At 56.4% G+C, this 24,379-nt stretch carries 17 protein-coding genes and 1 pseudogene; 1 reads left to right on the top strand and 17 read right to left on the bottom strand.

Features of this window, described 5'->3' with window-relative positions; translation table 11 throughout:
* Positions 1 to 82: 82 nt before the first annotated feature.
* The 5 genes from ldtD to cmoM form a co-directional block, all read right to left on the bottom strand.
* The gene (gene ldtD / locus ACMWL8_RS19800) at positions 83 to 1,906 is read right to left on the bottom strand and encodes a L,D-transpeptidase (RefSeq protein WP_045261759.1); all 1,824 of its coding nucleotides are present in this window, start codon (positions 1,904 to 1,906) and stop codon (positions 83 to 85) included.
* Positions 1,907 to 2,084: 178 nt separating this feature from the next.
* On the bottom strand, positions 2,085 to 6,536 hold the full coding sequence (mukB, locus tag ACMWL8_RS19795) for a chromosome partition protein MukB (RefSeq protein WP_045261760.1): 4,452 nt from the start codon (positions 6,534 to 6,536) through the stop codon (positions 2,085 to 2,087).
* Positions 6,536 to 7,240, bottom strand: coding sequence for a chromosome partition protein MukE (gene mukE / locus ACMWL8_RS19790; RefSeq protein WP_008499954.1), 705 nt, complete (start codon positions 7,238 to 7,240; stop codon positions 6,536 to 6,538). Before mukE ends, mukB begins: the two co-directional genes overlap by 1 nt.
* Positions 7,221 to 8,543 carry a chromosome partition protein MukF gene (mukF, locus tag ACMWL8_RS19785; protein WP_041910621.1) on the bottom strand — a complete coding sequence of 441 codons (1,323 nt, stop codon included), beginning with the start codon at positions 8,541 to 8,543 and terminating at the stop codon, positions 7,221 to 7,223. Before mukF ends, mukE begins: the two co-directional genes overlap by 20 nt.
* Positions 8,544 to 8,546: 3 nt before the next feature.
* Complete coding sequence (gene cmoM / locus ACMWL8_RS19780) at positions 8,547 to 9,326, bottom strand: tRNA uridine 5-oxyacetic acid(34) methyltransferase CmoM (protein WP_028012576.1); 780 nt, start codon at positions 9,324 to 9,326, stop codon at positions 8,547 to 8,549.
* 124 nt (positions 9,327 to 9,450) lie between these two features.
* On the opposite strand from cmoM, the gene elyC reads away from it, so the two are divergent.
* Entirely contained in the window at positions 9,451 to 10,230 is a 780-nt protein-coding gene (elyC, locus tag ACMWL8_RS19775; RefSeq protein ID WP_028012575.1) for an envelope biogenesis factor ElyC, read from the top strand.
* On the opposite strand, the pseudogene ACMWL8_RS19770 reads toward elyC, so the two are convergent.
* From ACMWL8_RS19770 to serC, 12 genes and pseudogenes are all read right to left on the bottom strand, one after another.
* Positions 10,207 to 11,099, bottom strand: a pseudogene (locus tag ACMWL8_RS19770) (YcbJ family phosphotransferase). The gene elyC and the pseudogene ACMWL8_RS19770 overlap by 24 nt on opposite strands.
* A 141-nt stretch (positions 11,100 to 11,240) precedes the next feature.
* Complete coding sequence (gene kdsB, locus ACMWL8_RS19765) at positions 11,241 to 11,987, bottom strand: 3-deoxy-manno-octulosonate cytidylyltransferase (protein ID WP_028012573.1); 747 nt, start codon at positions 11,985 to 11,987, stop codon at positions 11,241 to 11,243.
* Positions 11,984 to 12,166, bottom strand: a complete 183-nt coding sequence (ycaR, locus tag ACMWL8_RS19760) for a protein YcaR (RefSeq protein WP_006174474.1) — start codon at positions 12,164 to 12,166, stop codon at positions 11,984 to 11,986. The genes kdsB and ycaR overlap by 4 nt, the downstream gene beginning before the upstream one ends.
* 45 nt (positions 12,167 to 12,211) lie before the next feature.
* Positions 12,212 to 13,441 (bottom strand): winged helix-turn-helix domain-containing protein, encoded by a 1,230-nt coding sequence (locus ACMWL8_RS19755; RefSeq protein ID WP_045261761.1) that lies wholly within the window; start codon positions 13,439 to 13,441, stop codon positions 12,212 to 12,214.
* A gap of 44 nt (positions 13,442 to 13,485) precedes the next feature.
* A complete protein-coding gene (lpxK, locus tag ACMWL8_RS19750; protein WP_045261762.1) occupies positions 13,486 to 14,463 on the bottom strand; it encodes a tetraacyldisaccharide 4'-kinase in 978 nt (325 codons plus the stop codon).
* Positions 14,460 to 16,208, bottom strand: coding sequence for a lipid A ABC transporter ATP-binding protein/permease MsbA (gene msbA, locus ACMWL8_RS19745; protein WP_028012570.1), 1,749 nt, complete (start codon positions 16,206 to 16,208; stop codon positions 14,460 to 14,462). Before msbA ends, lpxK begins: the two co-directional genes overlap by 4 nt.
* A gap of 36 nt (positions 16,209 to 16,244) precedes the next feature.
* Positions 16,245 to 18,509, bottom strand: a complete 2,265-nt coding sequence (locus ACMWL8_RS19740) for a ComEC family protein (protein ID WP_045261763.1) — start codon at positions 18,507 to 18,509, stop codon at positions 16,245 to 16,247.
* Positions 18,510 to 18,723: 214 nt separating this feature from the next.
* Entirely contained in the window at positions 18,724 to 19,011 is a 288-nt protein-coding gene (ihfB, locus tag ACMWL8_RS19735; RefSeq protein WP_008499965.1) for an integration host factor subunit beta, read from the bottom strand.
* A 170-nt stretch (positions 19,012 to 19,181) separates the two neighbouring features.
* Positions 19,182 to 20,855, bottom strand: coding sequence for a 30S ribosomal protein S1 (gene rpsA, locus ACMWL8_RS19730; protein ID WP_008499966.1), 1,674 nt, complete (start codon positions 20,853 to 20,855; stop codon positions 19,182 to 19,184).
* Positions 20,856 to 20,966: 111 nt separating this feature from the next.
* Positions 20,967 to 21,650, bottom strand: a complete 684-nt coding sequence (cmk, locus tag ACMWL8_RS19725; protein ID WP_045261764.1) for a (d)CMP kinase — start codon at positions 21,648 to 21,650, stop codon at positions 20,967 to 20,969.
* Positions 21,651 to 21,835: 185 nt separating this feature from the next.
* Positions 21,836 to 23,119: a 3-phosphoshikimate 1-carboxyvinyltransferase gene (aroA, locus tag ACMWL8_RS19720; RefSeq protein ID WP_045261765.1), complete on the bottom strand. Its 1,284-nt coding sequence runs from the start codon at positions 23,117 to 23,119 to the stop codon at positions 21,836 to 21,838.
* Between the two features lie 69 nt (positions 23,120 to 23,188).
* Positions 23,189 to 24,277, bottom strand: a complete 1,089-nt coding sequence (gene serC, locus ACMWL8_RS19715) for a 3-phosphoserine/phosphohydroxythreonine transaminase (RefSeq protein WP_045261766.1) — start codon at positions 24,275 to 24,277, stop codon at positions 23,189 to 23,191.
* Between the last annotated feature and the right edge of the window lie 102 nt (positions 24,278 to 24,379).

The raw sequence follows: 24,379 nt of genomic DNA, 5'->3' as shown, positions 1-24,379 counted from the left end.
CCCCAGTGAATACGCGGCTTACAGCGATATTGGCCCCGATTCACCATAACTTACGACAATCATTTTTCCCGAACTACTTCATTTACCTGATTAATTGTTCCGCTTTTGGCAAAATTTGTGCGCCGGATCGCGCGGTGAGATCATAATTGTAAATATCTGTACGGTACTGCGTGCGACCGTCTTCACCCACAAACGCTGTCAGATAATAAAGATTAACCGGAATGTTGTGGCGAATATTCACGTAGCGCGTATCACCCTGCTTCAGGGCGTCAGAAATACGCGTATCGTTCCAGCCCGCATCCTGCAGCAGCATGTTGGCCAACTCCGAGGCTTTATTCACGCGCACGCAGCCTGAACTCAGTGCCCGGGTATCTTTCTGGAACAGATTGTGGTTCGGCGTATCGTGCAGATAGATAGCATCTGAACTTGGCATGTTGAATTTGTAGCGCCCCAGCGAGTTATGCGCTCCGGGAGCCTGCTGGAAGCGGAACGGCAGGTTGGAGGCCGTGATCGTCGACCAGTCAACCATGTAAGGATCGATCGCCTCTTTACTGTTCCAGCCACGCATGACCGTATAGCCGTGACGTTCCAGATAACCCGGATCGTTCCAGACCTTAGGCAGAATGTCCTTACGCGCCAGCGTCGGCGGCACATTCCACGGCGGGTTAACCACCACGTTATTTAACGCGCTGCTCATCATCGGCGTTTTGCGATCCGGACGCCCGACAATCACGCGCGAGGCCAGCTTCTCGCTACCATCCTGATAATAAACCAGTGAATAGGCCGGGATATTGACCATAATGCCGGTAGACAGCGTGCCCGGCAGCAAACGCAAACGCTGAATATTAAGCGCCAGCACCCCGGCCCGCTGCGCAGGCGATACGTTAAGCCAGTCACGCGTTGAGGGTCCAATGACGCCATCGGCTCCCAGCCCCTGAGCGGCCTGGAACTGTTTAACCGCGGCGACCAGCTCGCGATCGTAAGCCTCGGGCTTATTGCTCAGGGTAGTGGCCCTGTTCTCTTTTACGGGCGCTGACGGGCTGACCACTGCGCTTTGCGGATCGTCGCCCGGCAGGGCAATCTTCGGCCCGCCATCAAGAATACCGGAGCGTTTAAGGATCTCGCGCAGGGCTGGCACATCGCTGCTCCACTGACCCGGACGCAGCGTTGCGGTCCCCCGCATTTGCGGCCATGGACGCGAGTCCCCCACCAGCGCGAGGAGCGACTGGTGCATCGTGGCATACTGTGGATGCGCCGGCGCGAGGCTGGCAATGAAGCGCGGCAGGTCGCCGTTATCCAGCGCTAATTGCCACTGGTTAATCACCGACAGGGCTGGCGTCGCCAGCTTATAGGGCCTATCGCTGTACAGCCAGCGGTTGCCATTGACCGGAATACCCGCCACAAACTGCAGGTAGCCCATCATGGCATCGGAAAGGACCACGTCCCGCGCCTGACCGGTGACGGCAGGATCGGTTAACAGCTCAACCCACTTCGTAAACTGCGGCTGGAATCCCGCAATCGCCACTTCCGCCAGCTGTTGCTGGAAGGCGCGCACGGCTTCACGATTTTCCCACATGGGTTTCATATCGCGGGCAGCATAAAGCAGCGTGAGCTGATTGATATAGGCAGGCGTGTAGCCTGAAGGCAGGCCTGTCTGGAGCTGCTGGCTGAGCGATTCAACGTCGATGCCTTCCGGCAGCGGCTTAATCCCGGCCATGATGGCCGTTGCCGTAGACTGTTCCAGCGGCTGAGATAATGACGTCGGCTGCGCGCCTGTCGTTGCGGTGCTGTCAGTCGGCACAATTTCAGGCTCGTCGGCCTGGGCGGTTAACAGTGGAGCAAACATCACTGCCAGACATAAACTCAGCGCTGACAGCTGACGACCACATTCTTTCTTTAGCAACATCCCTTGCCCCCTGTTTTCACGACATGCCCATCACGGTGGGGCTTTATTTTATTATAGGTAGACGACAACTCTGTTGCCTTACCTTATGTAAAGAAGTTTAAAGATAACGCAGCCCTGAACACAAGTTAAGAGAATAAAAAAAGCGGCGCTTCTGCGCCGCTCTTTGTAACAAAACGCCTCAGGAAGCGTCTGCCGTGGTTTCCGGCAATGACTCCGGCGGCTGCGGCGCAAAGCCACGCAGCCCTACAACGTGCACGTGTTCGCTGTTCTGGAACACTTTACGCACCAGCTTATAGGTGGTGCCTTTTTCAGGGCTGATGTTTTCCGGTGCCGCAATGATGAGCTGCATATCGAGACGTTCGCAAAGCTCAAACAGCGTGGCAATCGAGCGGGCATCAAGACGCGCCGCTTCATCGAGGAACAGCAGTCGGCATGGGGAGATGTCTTTCCCGCGCAGGCGGCGCGCTTCATCTTCCCAGCTCTGCACCACCATCACCAGAATCGACATCCCGGTACCAATCGCTTCACCGGTCGACAGCGCTCCGGATTCCGCACGCAGCCAGCCGTCTGAACCACGGTTTACCTCAACTTCCATTTCCAGGTAGTTACGATAGTCCAGCAGCTCTTCACCGATGGTTTGCGGCGTACGCTGGCCCATATCAATCTGCGGATTCAGGCGCTGATACAGCTTCGCCAGCGCTTCGGAGAAGGTCAGACGGTTGCTGTTGAACAGATCCTGATGCTGCTCGTGCTGCTCAGAGAGCACTTCCAGCAGCGTCGCGTGGGCTTCACGCACGTTGACGTTAAGACGCACGCTGTTGACCTGACCAAACGAGACGCTCTGCAGCCCCTGGTTCAGCTGGCGGATACGGTTCTGCTCGCGCTGAATGGTTTTGCGAATGATATTCGCCACGCTGCGGGAGCTGATCGCCAGCTTCTGCTCGCGGGAGGTAAGCTCTTCCGTCAGGCGACCCAGCTCAATTTCCATCTGTTCGATGGCTTCGACCGGATCGTCGGTACGGATAATGTCCTGACGAATACGCTCGCGCAGGTGCTGATAAACCGCAACGAAGAACTGAATTTTACGTTCAGGACGTTTCGGATCCTCTGACATGCGCAGCACATCGCGCAGGTGTTCGTTATCCGCCACCGCCAGACGCAGCGCACCCAGCGCCTTATCCGACATCGAACGCAGCTCATCGGCAGAAAGGTATGCCAGCTCGCGACGGTGCAGGCGACGTTCAACGTTGTTATCTTTCACCATCCGCATCACGGCGCACCAGCCCGCTTTCGCCGTCACGACCTGCTCGCGCATTTCATGATAGTCGCGCTCCAGCTTGCGCAGGCGGCGGGTCAGGTTATCCATTTCCGCTTCGCAGAAGGTGAGCGCTTTTTCCAGCTGATTACGACGCGCGCGGTTATTGCTGAGCTGGCTATGCAGCTCATCACGACGAATGCGCGCGCGCTCTTCCGCCCCGCTGTCGGCACGAACGCCAATGTCTTGCAGCTCTTTCTGCAGGTCGTTTAACAGCTCTTTCTTGGTGTCGAAGGAGCTTTTCAGCGAAGCCAGCACCTGGTTGTACTGGTTCAGCTGAGCGGAGTGGCTGCGCATCGCTTCGCGAGCGCGGGTACGTTCCGCTTCCGCCTGCTCAAGGCGCTGGCGCAGTTTTTCATTCAGGTCGCTGTTACCGCTCAGCATTTCAGCCGAATCGGAGTAGCCGAAGTGCGCACGACGCTGCACCACTTCCGTCAGGGCAAACGCCTGCTGACGCGCTTCGCGCTGCACCTGCTGCGACCAGGCATAATCTTCTTTTAACTGCTCGAACTGTTCCGGGTCGCTCTGCAGTACAGACACGACGGGCTCCAGCTTCGCCAGCTGGTTGCCGTGCTGCTGCACGAAGCGCGCGGCTTCCTGGGCTTCATCCAGACGTTCCTGGATCTCATCCACGCGGTCGGCCAGCGTGTCATCCGCCAGCAGGTTCAGGCGCGGCAGAATGCGGTTAAGGGCAGCGACGCCCTCTTTCGCCTGTTCGAACTGGACGCGGCTCTGCTGGTTGTCACTTTCATGACTGGCAATCGCGCGCTCCAGCTCGCCACGGCGGGTGTTGAGCTTGCGGATTTCCGCTTCCGGGTCGGCTTCAAACGCCACGCCCAGATGGCTGCCGATAAAGCGGCTGAACGCCTGGTGCAGACGCTGGGTTTTCTGTACGTCAAACGACAGAGTAGCAAAGCGTTCAGACAGCGTTTCACGCTCGGCGTGGAGGCTCTCGATGCGGCTTTCGCGCGCGGCGCGGCCAAACAGCGGCAGCTCCGGGAAGCGGGAGTAACGCCACTGGCGATCGGCGATTTTCACCACCACCGCTTTTTCCAGCTCGTCAACGCTGAAAACGCTGTCATCAAACGACTGCGGATCCCCTTCGATCAGATAGAGATCTTCCGGGCAATCTTCCAGCCCTGCGAGCTGCTCAGAAATCAGCGACAGATCCGGCACCACAATTGCGTTGCGGGATGGACCGTACAGCGCGGAGAAGTACGGCGCATCGTCCAGGCCAACGTCATCGTAAATCTCAGACAGCAGTACGCCGCCAAAACGCTCGGCTAAGGCGTTCAGACGCGGATCTTCTGACCCGCCCGGCTGGCTTAAGCGCTCGATTTCTTCATCGACGTCACGCTTGCGGGCACCCACTTCGTCACGTTCAACAATGGCTTCGCGCTCGCGCTCCAGCAGCTGTTGCAGGTATTCGGTCACCTGCTGGCTGGACTCGAACTGCTCGCCGCATTGTTCACTGAGCTGGTTCAGGCTGCTTTGCGCTGCCAGCCAGACCGGCGCACGCTGCAAAAGCGCCTTCGAACGGGACTGAAGCTGCTCCAGCTCCTGACGCAGCGTCATACGCTGTTCGCTGGCATTTGATACGGTATCGGACAGGGCCGCAATACGTGCTTCCAGCTCCTGATGCAGGGCCTCAAGCTCGTCGAAATCGTAATGTTTACCCTGACGCTTGCAGAACTCGGCCAGCAGACGTTCGGCTTCCTGCTGCTCGCGCAGGCGCTGTTCCAGCTCGTTCAGGCGCATACGCAGCGGCTGCACCTGCTCGGCCAGATGGCGCTGGTTGACGCCGTCGCGCAGCAATTCACGGGCAACGTCCCATGCTTCGCTACGCGCCAGCGGGCCGTTAATGGCAACTACCAGCTGATAAGCCTGTTCAAACTGGCTGTGCGCCGTTTGCGCGACGCTCATTTTCTGTTCAAGCGAGAGCAGTTTCTCGGTGGCTTCCTGCTCTTTGGCCTGGAAGGTGTCCAGCCATTCGTCGGCACTTTCCGGCGTCAGGTCTGGCAGATGGCACAGTTCTTTCGCACGCTGTAGCGCCTGCAGCGCCTGGTTGTATTGAATCGCACGCGTCTGCTGCACGTCCAGCGCCTGCTGGTAGTCCGCAAGCTGGCTTTTCAGCTCGTCCACTTCCAGCTCGGCGGCTTCGGCGCGGGCTTCATTCTCTTCCTGCATCTCGGCGGCTTCGGCCACTACTTCATTTTGCTCTTCGAGACGAATTTGCAGCTCATCGAGGTCCGCTTCGTAGCGTTCGATCTTTTCCTGCTGACGCAGCGCGGTCTGCACCAGGTTCAGGTGATCGCTGGCGGCCTGGTAGTCGGCTTCCAGATCGCCTTCGGCACCGTTGTGCTCACCCAGCTCGCGCGCCATTTCGACGTGCTTGTACTGCTCGGCCACCAGCTGTTTACGGGAGGTAAACAGCTCGCGGCGATATTCTAATGCCTGATCGAGATGGACGCGGCGCTCGTTGGCGTGGCGCATGTAGTCCGCCGCCACGTAGTTGGTCGCTTCGCTGATCAGATGTTTAAACAGGTCGCGGTCAGACTGGGTAACGCGAATCGCTTCCAGCGTCATGCGGTTTTCACGCAGTGCCGCCTCCATGTCCTGGAAGGCCTTACGCACGCCGCTGTTTTCCGGCAGCAGGTAGTCACGCAGGGAACGGGTAATGGCGCTGGAGATACCGCCGTACAGGGACGCTTCGATCAGACGGTAGTATTTACTACGGTCTGAAGCGGTGCGCAGACGGCGCGCCACCACGCCCAGATCGAACATCAGGGAGTGATAGTCGGTAATGGAGTTGAACTGCTTAAACTGCACCCCTTCGATGGCTTCAAGCTTGTCCTTCAGCTCCTGCAGCGTCAGGACGCGCGCCTGGCGTTCATTCAGCGTTTCCGTCAGCAGCGCGGTCGGCTGTACGGAGGTTGGCAGCCCCTGAATGGCGAACGGTTTGATATCCACTTTACGGTCGCGGCCGGCAACCTGTTGCAGACGTACGCCCACCACTACGCGCTGGTGACGGGAGTTGATGACGTCCAGCACGGAATAACAGACGCCCGCTTTCAGCTTACCGTGCAGGCCTTTATCGCGGGAGCCGCTTGTCGCGCCCGCTTCGGTGGTGTTACGGAAGTGAAGCAGCGTCAGGTCGGGGATCAGCGCCGTTACAAACGCCGCCATGGTGGTGGATTTACCCGCCCCGTTACCACCGGAGAGCGTCGTGACCAGCTCATCCAGATCGAAGGTTCGGGCAAAGAAGCCGTTCCAGTTAATCAGCGTCAGTGAGCGAAATTTACCGCGTTCAATCATTACTCTTCCTCCCCGCTATCCGGCAGATTCTCTTCATGCTCATCATTGAGCTGCAAATGGTTTTCCACCGGCATCGCTTCACCGTCGCGGATCATGCGAAGCTGCGCTTCACGCGCGTCATCGCCCGCACGAACGTCGGCGCCGAAGCGGAAGACCGATTCCGTGATGCGGAATTTGCTGCTGTCGTGGCCCATAAACCAGACCATCCCCAGACGGCGCAGACGGTTCAGGGAAGAGCGAACCTTTTCCTGTAATTTCTGACGGTCAAGATCCGACCCCGTCGAACGGTTATTCACCAGCTTAAGCAGTTTGCTCTCATCCGCCAGCGTCAGCAGTTCATCGTACAGCTCCTGCTGGGTGAAGATGCCTTCATTTGCCAGGCGTTCCGGGCTGAGGTAGAGATAGCAAAGAATTTTGCCAACCATCATGTCCAGCTCGGAGAGCACGGAGCGCGGGATCAGGGTCGTGGAACGCGGGCGCAGATAGAAAAAGCCTTCCGGCGCGCGGATAAGCTCCACGTTATAGCGGGCGTAAAACTCTTCCAGGTACTCCTGGAAGTCCATCAAAAAGGCGTGATTATCCAGCTCGTCCAGGCCAATGTGACGACCGGCACGCAGCTGGCTGTCCAGCGCCGGAAATAACGGATTCGCCAGCGCCTGTGCCAGCTTAACTGGCATCACTTGTTCAATATTTGTCAATGACATGCGCCTGTACCTTGGCTCCGTAATCGTTAATTGGCTGCCACTTCGGCGGCAGTCCGGTGAAGTCTGCTTGCGCGATACCCAGGCGCACCGCCTGGTCTACCACAATGCGGGCAACGTCGAAGTGGCGCGCGCGCGGATATTGCGCCAGATAGTCGCGCACCACGAGCCCAAGATCCAGCGGCGCTTGTCTGGTTTTGTAGACGGCGAGCTGTTCTTCGATCATCGCCGCAAGTTGCTCACGAATTTCGTTGAATTCTTCGTACTCCAGATCCGGCGGCAGTTCACCGGTGACCTCTTCATCGCGCAGCGCCATCTCTTCGTCGCGCATATCCAACAGACGATCGGCATTGGCATAGGTCAGCGCCCACGGTGCATCAAAGTAGGTCTGTACCGACTGACGAAGACGCTGAGCAAAGACGCGGTTTTTATCCATATCAATCGCGGTACGGATAAATTTATGCACGTGGCGGTCATAGCCGATCCACAGATCGATCGACTGCTGGCCCCAGCTAATAATGCGGTCAAGTTTGCTCTGCAGATCAAACACCAGACGGTCGATAAAATGCAGATCGTCGTGCGCCAGGGTCGCATCCTGGATGCGCAGCAGGTTGGCCTGCAGCTTGTCCCCTGCGGCCTCCAGCGTATCCTGCAGCTCACGCAGCGTACCGGAGGTTTCTGACAATAAAAGTTCACAGCTGGAAATGGCCGCACGCCAGTCTTTGTTCAGCAGCTGCGCGATATCGTCTTTCACCTGCTGCTGCTGCTCATCCATCAGACGTTGAGTGAGATCGATACTGTCGAAAATCTCGGCCACCGAGTATTTCAGCGGCGCGTAAACGTTGCGGTGCCAGTGGAATTCGTCACCGTTTTCATCGGCCGCGTCGGCGGCACGTTTAAGCTCACCCGCCACGATCGACAGCTGCATGGAGAGACGCAGCGTGGAAAATTCGCGCTGGCGAATGTAGTAATCGGTGATGCCGATGCCCAGCGGCGTCAGGCGATAGATGGCGTTTCCTTCCGCCTGCTCGCTGGTAAAGCGGTTCAGCAGACGTTGACGCACCATATCGTTGATTGCGTTATTGGCACGCACGCTAATGGTTTCGCTGGTTTGCTCAAACGCATCACTGACGTGGCGGAACGCATCCACCAGTTCACCCTCGCTCATTTCACCATCCAGCCGTTCGCCGTTCAGCGTGGCAACCGCCAGCAGGAAAGAGAGTCTGTCTACCGGCAGCGAGATGGAGAAATCGTTTTTCCTGGCCCAGGCAACCAGTTCGGGGACTGTCTGGGAAAATTCACTCATAGGTTATCCTTGCATCTGCGGCTTGTGCGCGGTGACGTGAATATAGCGGCCAAGGCTGACGAACGGCTCCTGGCGGCAATACCGCGTTTCTAATTCTGTTAAGGTGTCAAAACAGTCACGCTGTTTGTGTTTTTCACGCAGATAATCATGAAACACCCTGACGCCCGTCTTCCCGACGATCTGCCAGCCAATCTCTTCCAGCCAGCCGTAAACCTGCTGCGGATCGCGCGGATAGTCCGGGGAAAGCGTGCGTTTTTTCTTTTTCGGCATCCCGACCTGAACATAGTCGAAGTTCCCTGCCACCATGTTGTGCATCAGGAAGCCGTTAGCATTGTAGAACATCAGCGACAGCGTACCGCCCGGACGTAACATTGACCACAGGGTTTGTAACACGCTTTGCGGATCGGCAACCCACTCCAGCACCGCATGAAACAATATCAGATCAACCTGGGTTTCCAAATGCTGCGCGATGTCCTGAGCGGCGCATTGTATAAAATGCATGTTGTCGCTCACACCTTTCTCTTCTGCCGCACGCGTCGCGCGGGCGACCATTTCAGCAGAAAGATCGCAAAGCGTGACGTGATGACCGCGTTCAGCCATTTTTATCGCCGTCTGCCCTTCACCGCCTCCGGCGTCCAGCACGCGCAACGTTTGACCACCGAACGTCGCCAGAATAGTGTCCAGATCCTGCCAGAGGATCGTCTGACGGAGCTGCCCTTTCGTGGTGCCATAAATGTTGCGCGAAAACTTTTCCGCGATGTCATCAAAATTGCGATCCCGCATTGGGAGAGTTCCACTCGCTAACTGCAAAACCGCTATTTTGTCACACCCGCGCGGAGAATGAACCTCTCTGGTGTAATATCACCGGTAATCATCTGCTGTATGGTCAAAAAAGGAACCAAAAAGGATGCTTTTTACCCTTAAGAAATACGTTGGAGGGATGATGCTTCCCCTTCCGCTGCTGCTTATCATCATCGCGCTGGGGCTGGCGCTGGTGTGGTTTAGTCGCTTTCAGAAGAGTGGCAAAACGCTTATTACGTTCGGCTGGCTGGTCCTGCTGCTGCTGAGCCTGCAGCCGGTGGCGGATGGACTGCTGCGCCCCATCGAAAACAGGTATCCTACGTGGCAGGGAAACCAGAAAGTTGATTACATCGTTGTGCTGGGCGGCGGGTATACCTGGGACCCTGACTGGGCCCCCAGTTCGAACCTGATCAACAACAGCCTGCCGCGGCTAAACGAAGGTATTCGCCTGTGGCTGGCGAATCCGGGATCAAAAATGATCTTCACCGGCGCAGCGGCCAAAACCAACCCGGTGAGTACGGCTGAAGCGGGAGCCAGAATCGCGGAATCGCTCGGCGTACCGCGTTCCTCTATCATCACGCTGGACAGCCCAAAGGATACCGAGGAAGAGGCTGCCGCGGTGAAGCAGGCGATTGGCGATGTTCCGTTCTTACTGGTGACCTCCGCCTCGCACCTGCCAAGAGCGATGATTTTCTTCGAGAAGCAAGGTTTGCACCCGCTTCCCGCACCGGCAAACCAGATGGCCATCAGCGCGCCGCTCAACCCATGGGAACGGGTGATCCCCTCTCCGATGTGGTTGATGCATAGCGATCGCGTCGGCTACGAGACGCTCGGACGCCTCTGGCAATGGCTGAAAGGCTCGTCAGGCGAGCCAGGGCAAGAGTGATTTAGCCGCCAGATCGAAGTTGGCGCGATTGAAACGTCCGGTGTTGACCAGCTGCGCCACTTCGTCCCAGAGCAAATAAAGCCAGCGACGCCAGAGAAACGCCTCTGCAACGGGCGCGCGTTGAAGGTAGTGCCACAGTAAACCTTCCGCCGCCCCGCTGTCGCTGAGCCTGAACAGCTCATATTCCCGCGGTGCCCAGAGCATGATCCCCGGCCCTAGCATCGCCAGAAGCTGATCGCTGCGGGAGTCTTTGAGCATACTGCGCAGAGTAAAATTGCCGTGGATCAGCACGCAGTTGTCGTTAAAGCCGTCGAACAGCGCCGGTAAGCACTCGCGGGTGCGAAACAGAATACGTTTGTCCTGCATGGTCAAACCGGTATTGTTGAACTGGTTAAGCGTCCCTCACAGCACTTCCACCCGCTGGCGATACCACAGCGGCCACAGGTTTTCCTGGGTGCTGTCAACCGGACCAACAAGCCCGCGGCTATCCTGTCGGTGCCAGGCCAGCAGCGCCTCAACAATCTGATCCTTCAGCTGTTCCCAGCGTTCCGGCGTACGCGCGGGCGCTTCAACCGGCACACCGCGTAAACGCTCAATCAGCAGTACGTCCGAGCCGGGATGTTCCTCGTGGTCATCACGCCGTACACGGTCGGCATACGGACGGTTCCCTCCCGTGCCAGCATCGACATTTTCCAGGCAAGCTGCCTGGCCACGCCCGGCGACGAGAAGCTTCGTGCCATCAACGGCATCGGGTTGCCCTGGCCGTCATACAACGACCAGAGCGCGGTATCGACCTTTTCACTCACGCATTCGACCCGGCTTAACTTCTCACCCAGCAGATGGCTAAGTTCGGCACGCAGCTGTTCCATATGAGATTACCCCTATTAAGACTACTGCTTTTATAATGAGCGCACAGCGTGAAGATGTCACCCGGAAGAGATCAATTAGGGTAAAGAAAGGGGAATTTGCGGGGAGAGGACATCCCTCCGAAAGGAGGGATGCAGGCGGGATTAGCGCAACTCGGCGCGGACGCGCTCAAGATCTTCTGGGGTATCAACGCCCGTTCCCGGTACTTCGCGGGCAACGGCAACGTGGATTTTTTCGCCATACCAGAGCACGCGAAGCTGCTCCAGCATTTCGATATGCTCCAGCGGGCTCGGCGCCCAGGCTACATAGCGGCGAATAAAGCCGGCGCGATAGCCGTAGATCCCAATATGACGCAGGAAAGAATCACCGATGGTCTCTTTAGAGAGCGCAAAGCGATCGCGATCCCACGGAATCGTAGCGCGGGAGAAATAGAGCGCATAGCCTTCGGCATCCATCACCACCTTCACCGCATTCGGATTGAATGCCTCTTCAGCGTGGTGAATAGGCACCGCGAGCGTCGCCATACCGACCTGACGCTGCGCCAGGTTTTCCGCCACCTGACGGATAATAACGGCCGGGATCATCGGCTCGTCGCCCTGCACGTTGACGATGACCGTATCGTCACTGAAACCACATTTCTCAACCACTTCCGCCAGACGCTCGGTGCCGGACTGGTGATCGGCGCGGGTCATGCACACCTCACCGCCTGCGGCCTCAACCGCACGGGCGACATCAGGATGATCGGTTGCAACGATAATGCGGTCGGCACCGGACTCACGCGCCCGCTCAAGGACATGCACAATCATCGGCTTGCCGTTGATATCTACCAGCGGTTTACCCGGCAGACGCGTTGAGGCATAACGTGCAGGAATAATGACAACAAAACTCATGGTTTGCTCTCTTCTGCCACCAGGGAACGGGCTTCATTTTCCAGCAGTACCGGAATGCCGTCACGCAGCGGGAAGGCCAGACTGTCCAGCTTGCAGATCAGCTCCTGTTTGTCCTGGCTGTAGTAAAGTTTGCCGTTGCATACCGGGCAGGCAATAATTTCAAGTAAACGGTGATCCATAGTTCCTCCGTATGGGTAATCGCTAAAGCTTAACACATTCCCTTTTCAGGGCGTGCCTGTTTCCCAGCCACTTCGACAGGATGTGAATAACCCGTCAGGTACCCGGCCAAGCGTTACGTCGCGAGCCTCCTGCCAGCGCGCGAACTCGCTAATGGCGGACGTTAACCCTTTTTCCAGGCTCGCCGTGACCCTGATGCCCTCTTGCAGATAAAGGGCAATGACTTCAAGCGTGCCGGTCTTGCGGTGCATTTTGGCATCCATGCGTCCGACCAGTTGTCCCTTGTGCAGCAGCGGTAAAACAAAGTAGCCGTATTGCCGCTTTGGCGCCGGGGTATAGCATTCAAGCCGGTAGCTGAAGTCAAACAGCTGCTCGGCGCGTTTTCTGTCCCAAACCACCGGATCGAAAGGTGACAACACCGCGCTGTGGGTCGCCCGGAGTTTCCCCTCCAGAGCCTCGGGCAGCAGAGGGACAAGATCCTCATGCAGCCACATTTCTCCCAGCGTTTCCACCATAACGGGAATAACTCGCTGTTCACGCTGCCACATCTCCAGCAGAGGCTTCAGCGCAGGCTGACGGAGGCGGTAATAGTCTGCCAGCCATTGCGGACGGAAAATGCCCAGGCTGCGGGCGCTGTTCTCCAGCATGATGGCCTCGGCCACCTCCTGGGTAAGCAGATCCCGCTCGTCGTCCCAGTGAGGCATCACGCGATGCGTCAGATCATAAACGCGCTGAAAATTACGCCGTTCAATGACCATGACTTTGCCTGACGTGAACAACCCTTCAAGATGACGCTTGTGCGGCTTCCACTCCCACCATCCGCCTGCACCTTTGCGCGGATGTTCAAAATCGGCGGATCGAACGGGGCCGTTTTCCTGAATATGGCTGATAAGCTGCTCTATTTCGGCCTCATGTTCCTCCATCCACGCCTGCCGGTATTTCCATCCCATCTTTTCCGGAGCAAGCATACGGTGACGCACCAGGGCGAAATCGCTACGGGGCAGGAAGCAGGCTTCGTGAGCCCAGTACTCCATCAGCTCCCCTTTGGAGAGCGCCTCATCCAGCCACTGCGGAGGATAACTCCCCAGGCGGCTAAACAGCACCAGGTAAGGGCTACGGGCGACAATGTTAATGGTGTCGATTTGGAGCAGCGACATGCGCTGGACGGTAGAGAGGATATCGGCAGGCTGCGCGCGGCGACGGGGCTTTTTGAGCAGCCCCTGCGCGGCAAGGTGTAAATGACGTGCGGCTGAAAGCGAGAGTTGCGGTAAAGACATGCGTTTTCCTGTCAGTCAAAGCGCCACCAGAACCGCGTAAGCCTCTACTGCACCAACGCAATCAGTTCCTTAAGCAATTGTTCCGGCTGTTCGCCGCTGAGTTCAGCGTCAACCGGCAGATACCACCAGTTTTCTTTCGCAAAGGCACGGCATTTCACCGCATCTTTTTCGGTCATAATGAGCGTCTGGCCAGGCGCGGTAAGCGCCTCAACCTGCTCTGCCACCAGCGCCTGATGGTCAGCCAGCGGAACGCGTTTTTCCAGCCGGGCGCCACACTGTTCCAGCGTCGCGAAGAAGCGCGGCGGATGACCAATACCCGCCATTGCCACCAGCGAAGGCAGTTCTGCAACCGCCCGGCGTTCACCCGTCACCAGGTTGACCGCCATTCCCGGTAACAGACGCATAGGAATTTCACCCGCCTCGGCTTCACCGCCGTTAACAATCACCGCATCAACGGACTTCAGACGCGAAGCGCGTTCACGCATGGGGCCAGCGGGCAGCCACCAGCCGTTGCCGAAACGACGAACGCCGTCGATAACTACAATCTCTTTATCACGCGCCAGAGCGTAATGCTGCAGGCCATCGTCAGTAATAATGATTTGTACTGCATGCGCGGCAAGCAGCGCCTGCACGGCGTCGCTGCGCACCGGGGAGACCGCAACCGGCGCGCCGGTACGCTGGAAAATCAATACTGGCTCATCACCCGCTTCTGCGGTCGTGGTTTCCGCCGACAGCAGCAATGGGTAGTGCGCCGCTTTACCACCATACCCACGCGACACCACGCCGGGGCGGATGCCGCGTTTTTGCAACTGCTCCACCAGCCAGATCACCACTGGCGTTTTGCCGTTGCCGCCCGCCGTGAGGTTACCCACCACGACTACCGGAACCGGCGCGCGCCAGGCACGCTTGATCCCCAGACGGTAAAACAGGCGAATAATGCCGCTCACCAAACCGTACAGCCAGGAGAGCGGCAAAAGCAGCAGCCACAGCGGGGATTCACCGGACCAGATGCGTGCAATCATTCGCCGAACTGCATCTTATGAAGCTGGGCGTAAACGCCACGATGTTCCAGCAGATCGGCATGGCTTCCGCGTTCAACAATGATGCCGTCCTCAACCACGACGATCTCATCTGCCTGCTCAATAGTGGACAGACGGTGCGCAATCACCAGCGAAGTACGGTTCTTTTGCAGTTCATCCAGCGCCGACTGAATCGCGCGTTCAGATTCCGTATCCAGTGCAGAGGTTGCTTCGTCCAGGATCAGTATCGGGCTATCGCGCAGCAGCGCGCGCGCAATGGCGATACGCTGGCGCTGACCGCCGGAGAGCAGTACCCCGTTTTCACCGATTATCGTGTCCAGACCGTTATCCATCTTGTTGATAAAGTCCATTGCATACGCCATACGCGCGGCGTTCTCAATCTGCTCGCGGCTGTACTCGTCAGTGCGTGCATAAGCAATGTTGTTGGCAACCGTATCGTTGAAGAGATGCACGTTCTGAGAAACCAGCGCAACCTGGTTACGCAGCGACTGCAGGGTGTACTCCCGCAGATCGTGACCATCCAGCAGGATCTCACCTTCGTTAATATCGTAGAAACGAGTGATGAGGCTCGCAATGGTGGATTTACCGGAGCCGGAGCGGCCTACCAGCGCAACGGTTTTACCTGCCGGAATCGTCAGGTTGATATTGCGCAGAGCCGGCGTTTCGCGGCCTGGATAGGTGAAGGTCACGTTGCGGAACTCCACGTCGCCACGGGCGCGCTCTACCTCGCGTGTACCTTCGTCTTTTTCCTGTTCAGAATCCAGAATGCTGAACAGCGTCTGGCAGGCGGCCATCCCGCGCTGGAACTGGGCGTTCACGTTGGTCAGGGATTTCAGCGGGCGCATCAGGGCAATCATCGAGGAGAAGACTACGGTGATAGTACCCGCCGTCAGCGTCTCCATTACGCTCGGGAAGCTTGCCGCATAAAGAACGAACGCCAGCGCCAGTGAGGCAATCAGCTGAATGATCGGGTCAGAGATGGAAGAGGCCGAGACCATCTTCATCCCCTGCAGACGCATTTTGTTGCTGACTTTGTCAAAGCGTTTGGTTTCAACTTCCTGACCGCCGAAGATCAACACTTCTTTGTGCCCTTTCAGCATCTGTTCTGCGCTGGTCGTCACCTGCCCCATGGTGTTCTGCATATTCTTACTGATATTGCGGAAGCGCTTTGAGACGACGCGGATAGCAATGGACACGACCGGTGCCAGCACGATAAGGATCAGCGACAGCTGCCAGCTGTAATAGAACATCATTGCAAACAGACCGATGATCGACGCTCCTTCGCGCACGACGGTAATCAGCGCGCTTGAAGAGGAGGAGGCAACCTGCTCTGAATCGTAGGTAATACGAGACAGCAGCGTCCCGGTGGATTGCTTGTCAAAGAATGAGACCGGCATGCCCATCATGTGGCTGAACAGACGACGGCGCATGGTCATAACCACTTTCCCGGAAACCCAGGAGATACAGTAGCTGGAGATATAGCTGGTGATACCACGTAAGATCATCAGCCCGATAACCACCAGAGGCATCCATAGCAACACTGAGCGATCCGTTTTACCAAAACCGTCGTCCAGTAACGGTTTGAGGAGCGATAACATAAAAGTATCGCTGGCTGCGTTGAGGATTAACGCTACACCCGCCACGATCAGGCCTGCTTTAAAGGGTGCAATCATCGGCCAGAGTCGGCGGAAGGTTTGCCACGTGGAGAGATCTTTGTCGTTATGCATTCAAAAAACCAGCATTTGTTGAAATAGCCGCATATTCTACCCGTTATCTACGGGCGCGCCAAACCACTGATGATACCAGGGGGGTAAAAATTGATCCCGCACGCGCCGGATTTGCCAGCGATGGTGCGAAAATGTCACCGATATTTGCCCGGAATGGGGGGTATCGTGCCAGATATATCCCTCTTTTCGATAGCGCCGGACTACTTTAGCCGACGGGAATCGCCATGCGTTATAGCGGGCCGCTGAATCCAGAGCTATCTGTCCCTCAACCCGCTGTACCAGCGGCAATGACGACGAGGTATTGCTGCCGTGATGAGGTACCTGTATGAGGGTGGACGTTAGATGCTGCCAGTAATGGCTAAGCATAGCCTGTTCTGCCTGTGCTTCAATGTCTCCCGTCAGCAGAACGCTCTGCTCGCCGTCGTCAATTTTTACCACGCAGGAGTGATTGTTACCCTGAGCCGGATAATTTTCAGTGGGCCAGTGGACGGTGAACGTTAACCCCTGCCATTGCCATCTTTGCCCGCGAAAGCAGGGTCGATGCCCAGTCTGGTGCAACGGACTTCTTACCCACATTTCGGGCCATGTTTTTTGCAGCGATACAAGGCCTCCCGCATGGTCGAGATGCTCATGGCTGAGAATAACGCCTTCCGGCTGCAGATGATGCCAGCGCAGCCATGGAGTAATTAACCGCTGTGCACTATCCCCGCCCGGCCAGGCAAGCCCGGTATCGTAAAGAATGGCTTTTCCCTGTCGTTCAATAACCATTGCCAGCCCCTGCCCCACGTCCAGCATATGGAGCGTCCAGGCGTCGCTTTTCGCCGTCCGCCAGAGGGGAGAAGCCAGCAAGACAGTTCCCGCCAGACAAACGGCAGGAACGGTTTTCCAGGCACGGAAACGCCAGCCGATGAGGATAAGCCACGGCAGTAACGTCATGTACTGCCAGCGCTGGTCCACACTCTGCCAGCCGTCTGGCAGGCGCATCAGCAACCAGAACAACCCGGCAAGCGTCTTATCGGCTGCATACCAGATGCCGCTTTCCAGCCCCGCCAGCGGCAGCAGATGGAGCAGCATGCCGAGTAAAATCAGCGGTACGCAGACAAACGTCACCAACGGAACGGCAAAGAAGTTGGCGATCAACGATGAAATGCTAAAGCCATGGAAAATCAGAACCTGTAGCGGCATGAGAAGTAACAGCATGCCGACCTGCAGATAGACCAGGTTCAGCAGCGGACGTATCCGGCGAGCCCACTGCCAGTGAGGAAGCGGCAACCACTGAAACCAGAAAATCAGCGCGGCGACGGCAAATGCAGACAAAAGCAGACTCTGCGAAAATATGGCTAAGGGATCGCTTATCAGGATCGCCGCGACACAGCAGATCCACACCTGCCATGGAGACCATTGCCGGGAACCGATCCGCAGCGCCGCCAGCACAGAAAGTGCGATGACCGTGCGTAGCGCGGGCGGTTGCAGACCGGTCAGCCAGGCGTAGAAAGCAGCAAAGAATACCCCTGCCAGCAGAGGCATCTGCCAGTTGACCCGATGGCAAGGTAATAAAAACTGAAGCCCGCGCACAAGAAACCAGACGATGGAGGCCGCCAGCGCGATATGCAGACCCGAAATCGCCATCAGATGCAGCGTGCCGGTTTCACGCATCAGGTCTTTTATTTCCCTGGGGACATCCAGACGTTCTCCCATGCCCAGCCCGAGGATAACCGCGCCCCAGCGATAAACTGAAAGTCGGTTTTGCAGCGATGTCAGGTATTGCGCTCGCAGGCTGCAGCGTCCATCGATGAGTTCTGCATGGGTAAAACGCCCACTTAGCGTTTGATGGCGGGCAATAGCGCTGCGCTGGGGGTCATACCCTCCGTCGTTCAGTTCGCCGTGTACAGGCCTGAGCCGGAGCGTCATCGCCCAGCGCTGACCGGTACACGCTTTCTGCGGCAGATAATGACCATAAAGCGTTACGCCTGTTGACGCCCACCAGCGCTGGCCATCAACGGTGAGTAATTTTCCCTGATGCACAGTGGCACCATCAGTCGCGGCGATCTCCACCTCGGCCTGCACGGCACCTGCGGTTAAATGCTGCATCGGCCAGACGCTCTCTTGCGCGGCCAGAATGCCCCACACGCAAAATAACAGCGTCATCCCCACATACTTCAGCCGTACGTTTTGGCGCGCGGCCAGTGCAACCCCGCCAGCCATCATTATCCAGATGGTATAACGCGATGGCAGTTCAGGTAACCAGAGTAACGGGGCTATCGCCAGAATGGCGCAGATACCTAAAGCGGGAATTCCCATTGCTACCTCCCTGTTTATGGGTGGCAGTATGCGGGCAGATCGAGCGGGGTGTCAGATGTGAAAAATGCAATCTACAGCAAGCACTGCAAGGTTTTTAGCGCGTTGCAGAAAACGCAACTTAAAATGCGAGACACCTTCAGAATGAAAGTGACGGAGACAAAAAAAGCACCCGCAGGTGCTTTCTTTCGAACCCAGTTTAACCGGCTGGCTAAACTCAGTTGCCGTAAATATTGGCGCGATCGCGCAGTTCTTTACCCGGCTTAAAGTGTGGAACGTACTTCCCTTCCAGCTCGACTTTATCACCAGTTTTCGGGTTACGCCCGGTACGTGGAGCACGATAGTGCAGAGAAAAACTACCGAAACCGCGGATTTCAATGCGCTCGCCCTGGGCAAGAGTGGAGGCCATATGCTCCAGCATCTCTTTTACGGCATCTTCCACTGCCTTGGCAGGGATATGCGGTTGCTGACTGGCAAGTCTTTCAATCAATTCTGACTTGGTCATGATTCCTCCGGTTCCTTTCAAACCAATTAGCTGAACAGCTCATTAAACAAGGGCGGCCGTAGCCGCCCTTTGTTATTGATTACAGGACGAATCCTGTAATCTGTCAAGTTTGCTCCTCATCCTTCGCGCTGTAAATGCGTTACAGCTCAAATGATGCTGAGAACCTGATATTACTCGCCTTTAGCTGCTTTGAAAGCTTCAGCCATTGCGTTGTTAGAGAAGTTTGCATCTTCCTGTTTGTTAACAGTTGCGATTGCATCTTTCTCATCAGCTTCGTCTTTAGCACGAACAGACAGGCTGATTGCACGGTTCTTACGGTCAACACCGGTGAACTTAGCTTCAACGTCGTCGCCTACGTTCAGAACCAGAGTGGCATCTTCAACGCGGTCACGTGAAGCTTCAGAAGCGCGCAGGTAACCTTCAACGCCGTCAGCCAGTTCTACGGTTGCGCCTTTAGCGTCAACTGCAGTCACTTTACCGTTTACGATTGCGCCTTTCTTGTTCAGTGCAACCCAGTTGTTGAACGGATCTTCTGCGAGCTGTTTAACGCCCAGGGAGATACGCTCACGCTCTGCGTCAACCTGCAGAACAACTGCAGCGATTTCGTCGCCTTTTTTGTATTCACGAACTGCTTCTTCGCCTGCAACGTTCCAGGAGATGTCAGACAGGTGAACCAGGCCATCGATGCCGCCGTCCAGGCCGATGAAGATACCGAAGTCAGTGATAGACTTGATTTTACCTTCAACACGGTCGCCCTTGTTGTGGGTTTCCGCGAACTGCTGCCATGGGTTGTTTTTGCACTGCTTCAGGCCCAGGGAGATACGACGACGTTCTTCGTCGATATCCAGAACCATCACTTCCACTACATCACCAACGTTAACAACTTTGGATGGGTGGATGTTTTTGTTGGTCCAGTCCATTTCGGAAACGTGCACCAGGCCTTCAACGCCTTCTTCGATTTCAACGAAGCAGCCGTAGTCGGTCAGGTTGGTTACGCGACCAGTCAGTTTAGTACCTTCTGGGTAACGCTTAGCGATAGCTACCCATGGATCTTCGCCCAGCTGTTTCAGGCCGAGGGATACACGAGTACGCTCGCGGTCGAACTTCAGCACTTTAACAGTGATTTCGTCGCCCACGTTCACGATTTCGCTTGGGTGCTTAACGCGTTTCCACGCCATGTCGGTGATGTGCAGCAGGCCATCAACGCCGCCCAGGTCAACGAATGCGCCGTAGTCAGTGAGGTTCTTAACGATACCTTTGACTTCCATGCCTTCCTGCAGGTTTTCCAGCAGCTGATCGCGTTCTGCGCTGTTTTCGGATTCGATAACGGCACGACGGGAAACAACAACGTTGTTACGCTTCTGGTCCAGCTTGATTACTTTGAACTCAAGCTCTTTGCCTTCGAGGTGCAGGGTGTCACGGACTGGACGAACGTCTACCAGTGAACCTGGCAGGAACGCACGAATACCATTCAGCTCAACAGTGAAGCCACCTTTAACTTTGCCGTTGATAACACCGACCACAGTTTCAGCTTCTTCGTAAGCTTTCTCCAGCGTGATCCATGCTTCGTGACGTTTAGCTTTCTCACGAGACAGCAGGGTTTCGCCGAAGCCGTCTTCTACTGCGTCCAGAGCAACGTCAACTTCGTCACCAACCTGGATTTCCAGCTCGCCCTGGGCGTTTTTGAACTGCTCAGCCGGAATGGCGGACTCAGATTTCAGACCGGCGTCAACCAGTACTACGTCTTTGTCGATAGCAACAACAACACCGCGAACGATGGAACCCGGACGGGTTTCGATTTCTTTTAAGGATTCTTCAAACAGTTGAGCAAAAGATTCAGTCATGTTTAATCTTCAGGTTAATATTAACGTCCACCTGGCTCCGTGCCGGATGGGGTTGTTTCACATACCCGCCGTCAATCCATTGCAGCGGGGGTACTGCTAAATCGGTCGCGATTACGCGAGTGCCAGTTTTTGGCGCGCATATTGTAGCGCTTTTTCAATCACTTGCTCAATAGTTAAACTGGTTGAATCCAGAACTAATGCATCTGCTGCAGGAACAAGCGGTGCGACGGCGCGGTTACGATCGCGGTCATCGCGCTCTTTTATCTCGGATAAAAGGCGATCAAAGTTAACACTAAACCCCTTTTCCTGCAACTGAAGCATACGGCGTTGAGCACGTTCTTCCGAAGAGGCGTCAAGGAAGATTTTTACTGGCGCATCAGGGAAGACCACGGTTCCCATGTCGCGTCCATCAGCGATCAGACCCGGGGCTTCACGAAACGCTCGCTGGCGACGCAGCAGCGCCTCGCGAACGCGTGGGAAAGCCGCCACCTGGGAGGCCGCATTAGCGACTTCCTGCGTACGGATTTCGCCGCTCACGTCTTCCCCTTCCAGGATCACTTCCAGGTTGCCATCGGTGGAAACAAAACGCACATCCAGATGCGCAGCCAGCGGTACCAGCGCTTCTTCAGAGGCGACATCCACGTGATGATGCAGCGCAGCCAGCGCCAGCACGCGATAGATTGCTCCCGAATCTAAAAGATGCCATTGCAATGCTTCCGCCATCGCTTTGCACAGAGTACCTTTCCCTGCGCCACTCGGCCCATCAATGGTGATTACCGGGGCAACTGCCGTCATCTTTTTCTCCTTAAATAAGGCATACCGTTAACATGAACGCCGCGCATTATACGCGCCAACGTGCGCAACTGTTACCTTTGCGTGCAAATTACGGAATGATAGAAGCAGAGTGTAGAAGAAATGAGCGGGAAAGATCGTCAGGAAGCGTAAGGAAATGCCGCATCAGGTGATGCGGCAAGACTTCATCATGCCAGGGTGCTAATGCGCGCCAGCTGTTCGAAATAGTCCGGGAAGGTTTTCGCCGTACATTTCGGATCGAGAATGGTCACAGGGGTATCGGACAGCGCCACCAGCGAGAAACACATCGCCATACGGTGATCGTTATAGGTCCCGATTTCAGCAAAGTTCAGTTTTGCCGGAGGGGTAACGCGAATGTAATCTTCGCCCTCTTCTACCTCAGCACCGACTTTACGCAGCTCGGTTGCCATCGCGAACAGGCGGTCCGTCTCTTTTACGCGCCAGTTATAGATGTTGCGCAGCGTGGTGGTGCCTTTGGCAAACAGCGCCGCCGTGGCAATGGTCATCGCCGCATCCGGGATATGGTTCATGTCCATGTCGATGGCGTTCAGCTCACCGTGGGTACAGGAGATGAAATCATCCCCCCAGGTGACAACCGCGCCCATTTTTTCCAGCACGTCAGCAAAACGAATATCGCCCTGCACGCTGTTGCGGCCAATGCCGGTCACTTTTACCGTACCGCCTTTAATCGCGCCAGCGGCAAGGAAATAGGATGCGGATGAAGCATCGCCTTCAACCAGGTAGTTGCCCGGCGACTGGTACTGCTGCGCGCCGCGAACCACGAAACGCTGATAAGACTGGTTTTCAACCTCAACGCCGAAGGTTTTCATCAGATGCAGCGTAATATCAATATACGGTTTGGAGACCAGCTCACCTTTAATCGTGATAACCGTATCCTGCGGGGCCAGCGGCGCGGTCATCAGCAGCGCCGTCAGGAACTGGCTGGAGACGCTGCCGTCAACCTCGACGGTACCGCCGGTAAAGCCCCCGCGCAGACGCAGTGGCGGGTAATTTTCCTGCTCCAGATACTCAATCTGCGCGCCGCCCTGACGCAGGGCATCTACCAGATGGCCGATCGGACGTTCCTTCATGCGCGGCTCGCCGGTCAGCACGATGTTATTGCTCCCGAGGCACAGGGCTGCCGCCAGCGGACGCATCGCGGTACCCGCGTTACCCAGAAACAGCTCAAGCTCGTCACTCGCCTGCAGCGCGCCGCCGTTGCCGGTCACTTCGCAGCGGGTACGATCGTCAGAGAGTGTGTAATGAACGCCCAACGCTTTCAGCGCATTGAGCATATGGCGCACGTCATCGCTGTCCAGCAGGTTGGTGAGGACGGTGGTGCCGTTTGCCAGAGCTGCCAGCAGCAGAGCGCGGTTCGAGACACTTTTTGAACCAGGCAGATTGATGGTGCCATCTACCCGCGCGATAGGTTGTAACGTCAGGGATTCCATGAAAACTAAACTCTCAACTCAACATAATAAAAACCCCGCAGGGACGCTGCGGAGGTGAAAAACAGCAAATTAACCGTGACGACGTTCGAAGTCGATCATGAAATCGGTCAGGGCCTTAACGCCTTCCAGCGGCATGGCGTTATAAATGGAAGCACGCATCCCGCCAACCACGCGATGGCCTTTCAGCGCGTGCAGACCCGCTGCGAACGACTCTTCCAGGAACACGCTGTCCAGGCTGCTGTCTGCCAGCTGGAACGGTACGTTCATGCGCGAACGGTTCGCTTTCGCTACATCGTTACGGTAGAAATCGCTCTTGTCGATCGTGCCGTACAGCAGCTCGGCTTTTTGCTGATTGATCTTGTCCATCTGCGCCACGCCGCCGTTTTGCTTCAGCCATTTGAAGACCAGGCCGGAAAGGTACCAGGCAAACGTTGGTGGGGTGTTGAACATGGAGTCGTTGTCATTCAGGATGGTGTAATCCAGGATTGACGGGCAGGACTTATGGGCTTTACCCAGCAAGTCTTCACGCACGATGACGATAGTCAGGCCCGCAGGACCGATATTTTTCTGCGCGCCCGCATAGATAACGCCGTAACGGCTGACGTCTAGTGGCGCAGACAGAATGGTGGAGGAGAAGTCGGCGGCAACCACAACGTCTTTGCCGAAGTCTGGCGTCTCGTCGATGGCAATTCCGTCAATGGTTTCGTTCGGGCAGTAGTGAAGGTAGGCGGCGTTATCAGAAAGCTGCCACTCGCGCATTGGCTTCACGGCGCGCAGACCGTCAACGGTCACTTTGGCGTCAATAACGTTCGGCGTGCAGTATTTGTGCGCTTCTTTTACGGCGCTTGCCGCCCAGTAACCCGCGTCAACGTAGTCAGCCGTCGTTTTGTCGCCCAGGATATTCAGGGGTACGCCAGCAAACTGGCCGCGTCCACCGCCGTGACAGAACAATACTTTGTAGTTCGAGGGAATGTTCAGCAGATCGCGAAAATCCTTTTCTGCCTCTTCCGCCACCTGAATAAACGCTTTACCCCGGTGGCTGATTTCCATCACCGACGTACCCAGACCGTTCCAGTCACACAGCTCCTGTTGAGCCTGTTTGAGCACGTCTGCCGGTAACATTGCCGGACCTGAACTGAAATTAAAAACTTGAGCCATTTCCCCTCACCACGCTAAAAGCCATAAGTTATAACTGTGGATATCGGTTTTATCATTCAGTGACACGCGCCGCAATGTCTAAAACTTATGACCGGGGAAATG

It is taken from the genome of Enterobacter sp. 04-C-12-SI-ECC, from assembly GCF_047530715.1.
In the GTDB taxonomy this organism is placed as follows: Bacteria; Pseudomonadota; Gammaproteobacteria; order Enterobacterales; family Enterobacteriaceae; genus Enterobacter; species Enterobacter bugandensis.
This window is presented reverse-complemented; position numbering and strand designations above follow the sequence as displayed.

Coding starts and splice junctions, on each gene's coding strand:
- mukB (WP_045261760.1), bottom strand. CDS start 6,536: ATGATTGAACGCGGTAAATTTCGCTCACTGACGCTGATTAACTGGAAC.
- ACMWL8_RS19755 (WP_045261761.1), bottom strand. CDS start 13,441: ATGTCTTTACCGCAACTCTCGCTTTCAGCCGCACGTCATTTACACCTT.
- ihfB (WP_008499965.1), bottom strand. CDS start 19,011: ATGACCAAGTCAGAATTGATTGAAAGACTTGCCAGTCAGCAACCGCAT.
- elyC (WP_028012575.1), top strand. CDS start 9,451: ATGCTTTTTACCCTTAAGAAATACGTTGGAGGGATGATGCTTCCCCTT.
- ldtD (WP_045261759.1), bottom strand. CDS start 1,906: ATGTTGCTAAAGAAAGAATGTGGTCGTCAGCTGTCAGCGCTGAGTTTA.
- msbA (WP_028012570.1), bottom strand. CDS start 16,208: ATGCATAACGACAAAGATCTCTCCACGTGGCAAACCTTCCGCCGACTC.
- cmoM (WP_028012576.1), bottom strand. CDS start 9,326: ATGCGGGATCGCAATTTTGATGACATCGCGGAAAAGTTTTCGCGCAAC.
- lpxK (WP_045261762.1), bottom strand. CDS start 14,463: ATGATTGCACGCATCTGGTCCGGTGAATCCCCGCTGTGGCTGCTGCTT.
- mukF (WP_041910621.1), bottom strand. CDS start 8,543: ATGAGTGAATTTTCCCAGACAGTCCCCGAACTGGTTGCCTGGGCCAGG.
- ACMWL8_RS19740 (WP_045261763.1), bottom strand. CDS start 18,509: ATGGGAATTCCCGCTTTAGGTATCTGCGCCATTCTGGCGATAGCCCCG.
- cmk (WP_045261764.1), bottom strand. CDS start 21,650: ATGACGGCAGTTGCCCCGGTAATCACCATTGATGGGCCGAGTGGCGCA.
- kdsB (WP_028012573.1), bottom strand. CDS start 11,987: ATGAGTTTTGTTGTCATTATTCCTGCACGTTATGCCTCAACGCGTCTG.
- serC (WP_045261766.1), bottom strand. CDS start 24,277: ATGGCTCAAGTTTTTAATTTCAGTTCAGGTCCGGCAATGTTACCGGCA.
- aroA (WP_045261765.1), bottom strand. CDS start 23,119: ATGGAATCCCTGACGTTACAACCTATCGCGCGGGTAGATGGCACCATC.
- ycaR (WP_006174474.1), bottom strand. CDS start 12,166: ATGGATCACCGTTTACTTGAAATTATTGCCTGCCCGGTATGCAACGGC.
- mukE (WP_008499954.1), bottom strand. CDS start 7,240: ATGTCATTGACAAATATTGAACAAGTGATGCCAGTTAAGCTGGCACAG.
- rpsA (WP_008499966.1), bottom strand. CDS start 20,855: ATGACTGAATCTTTTGCTCAACTGTTTGAAGAATCCTTAAAAGAAATC.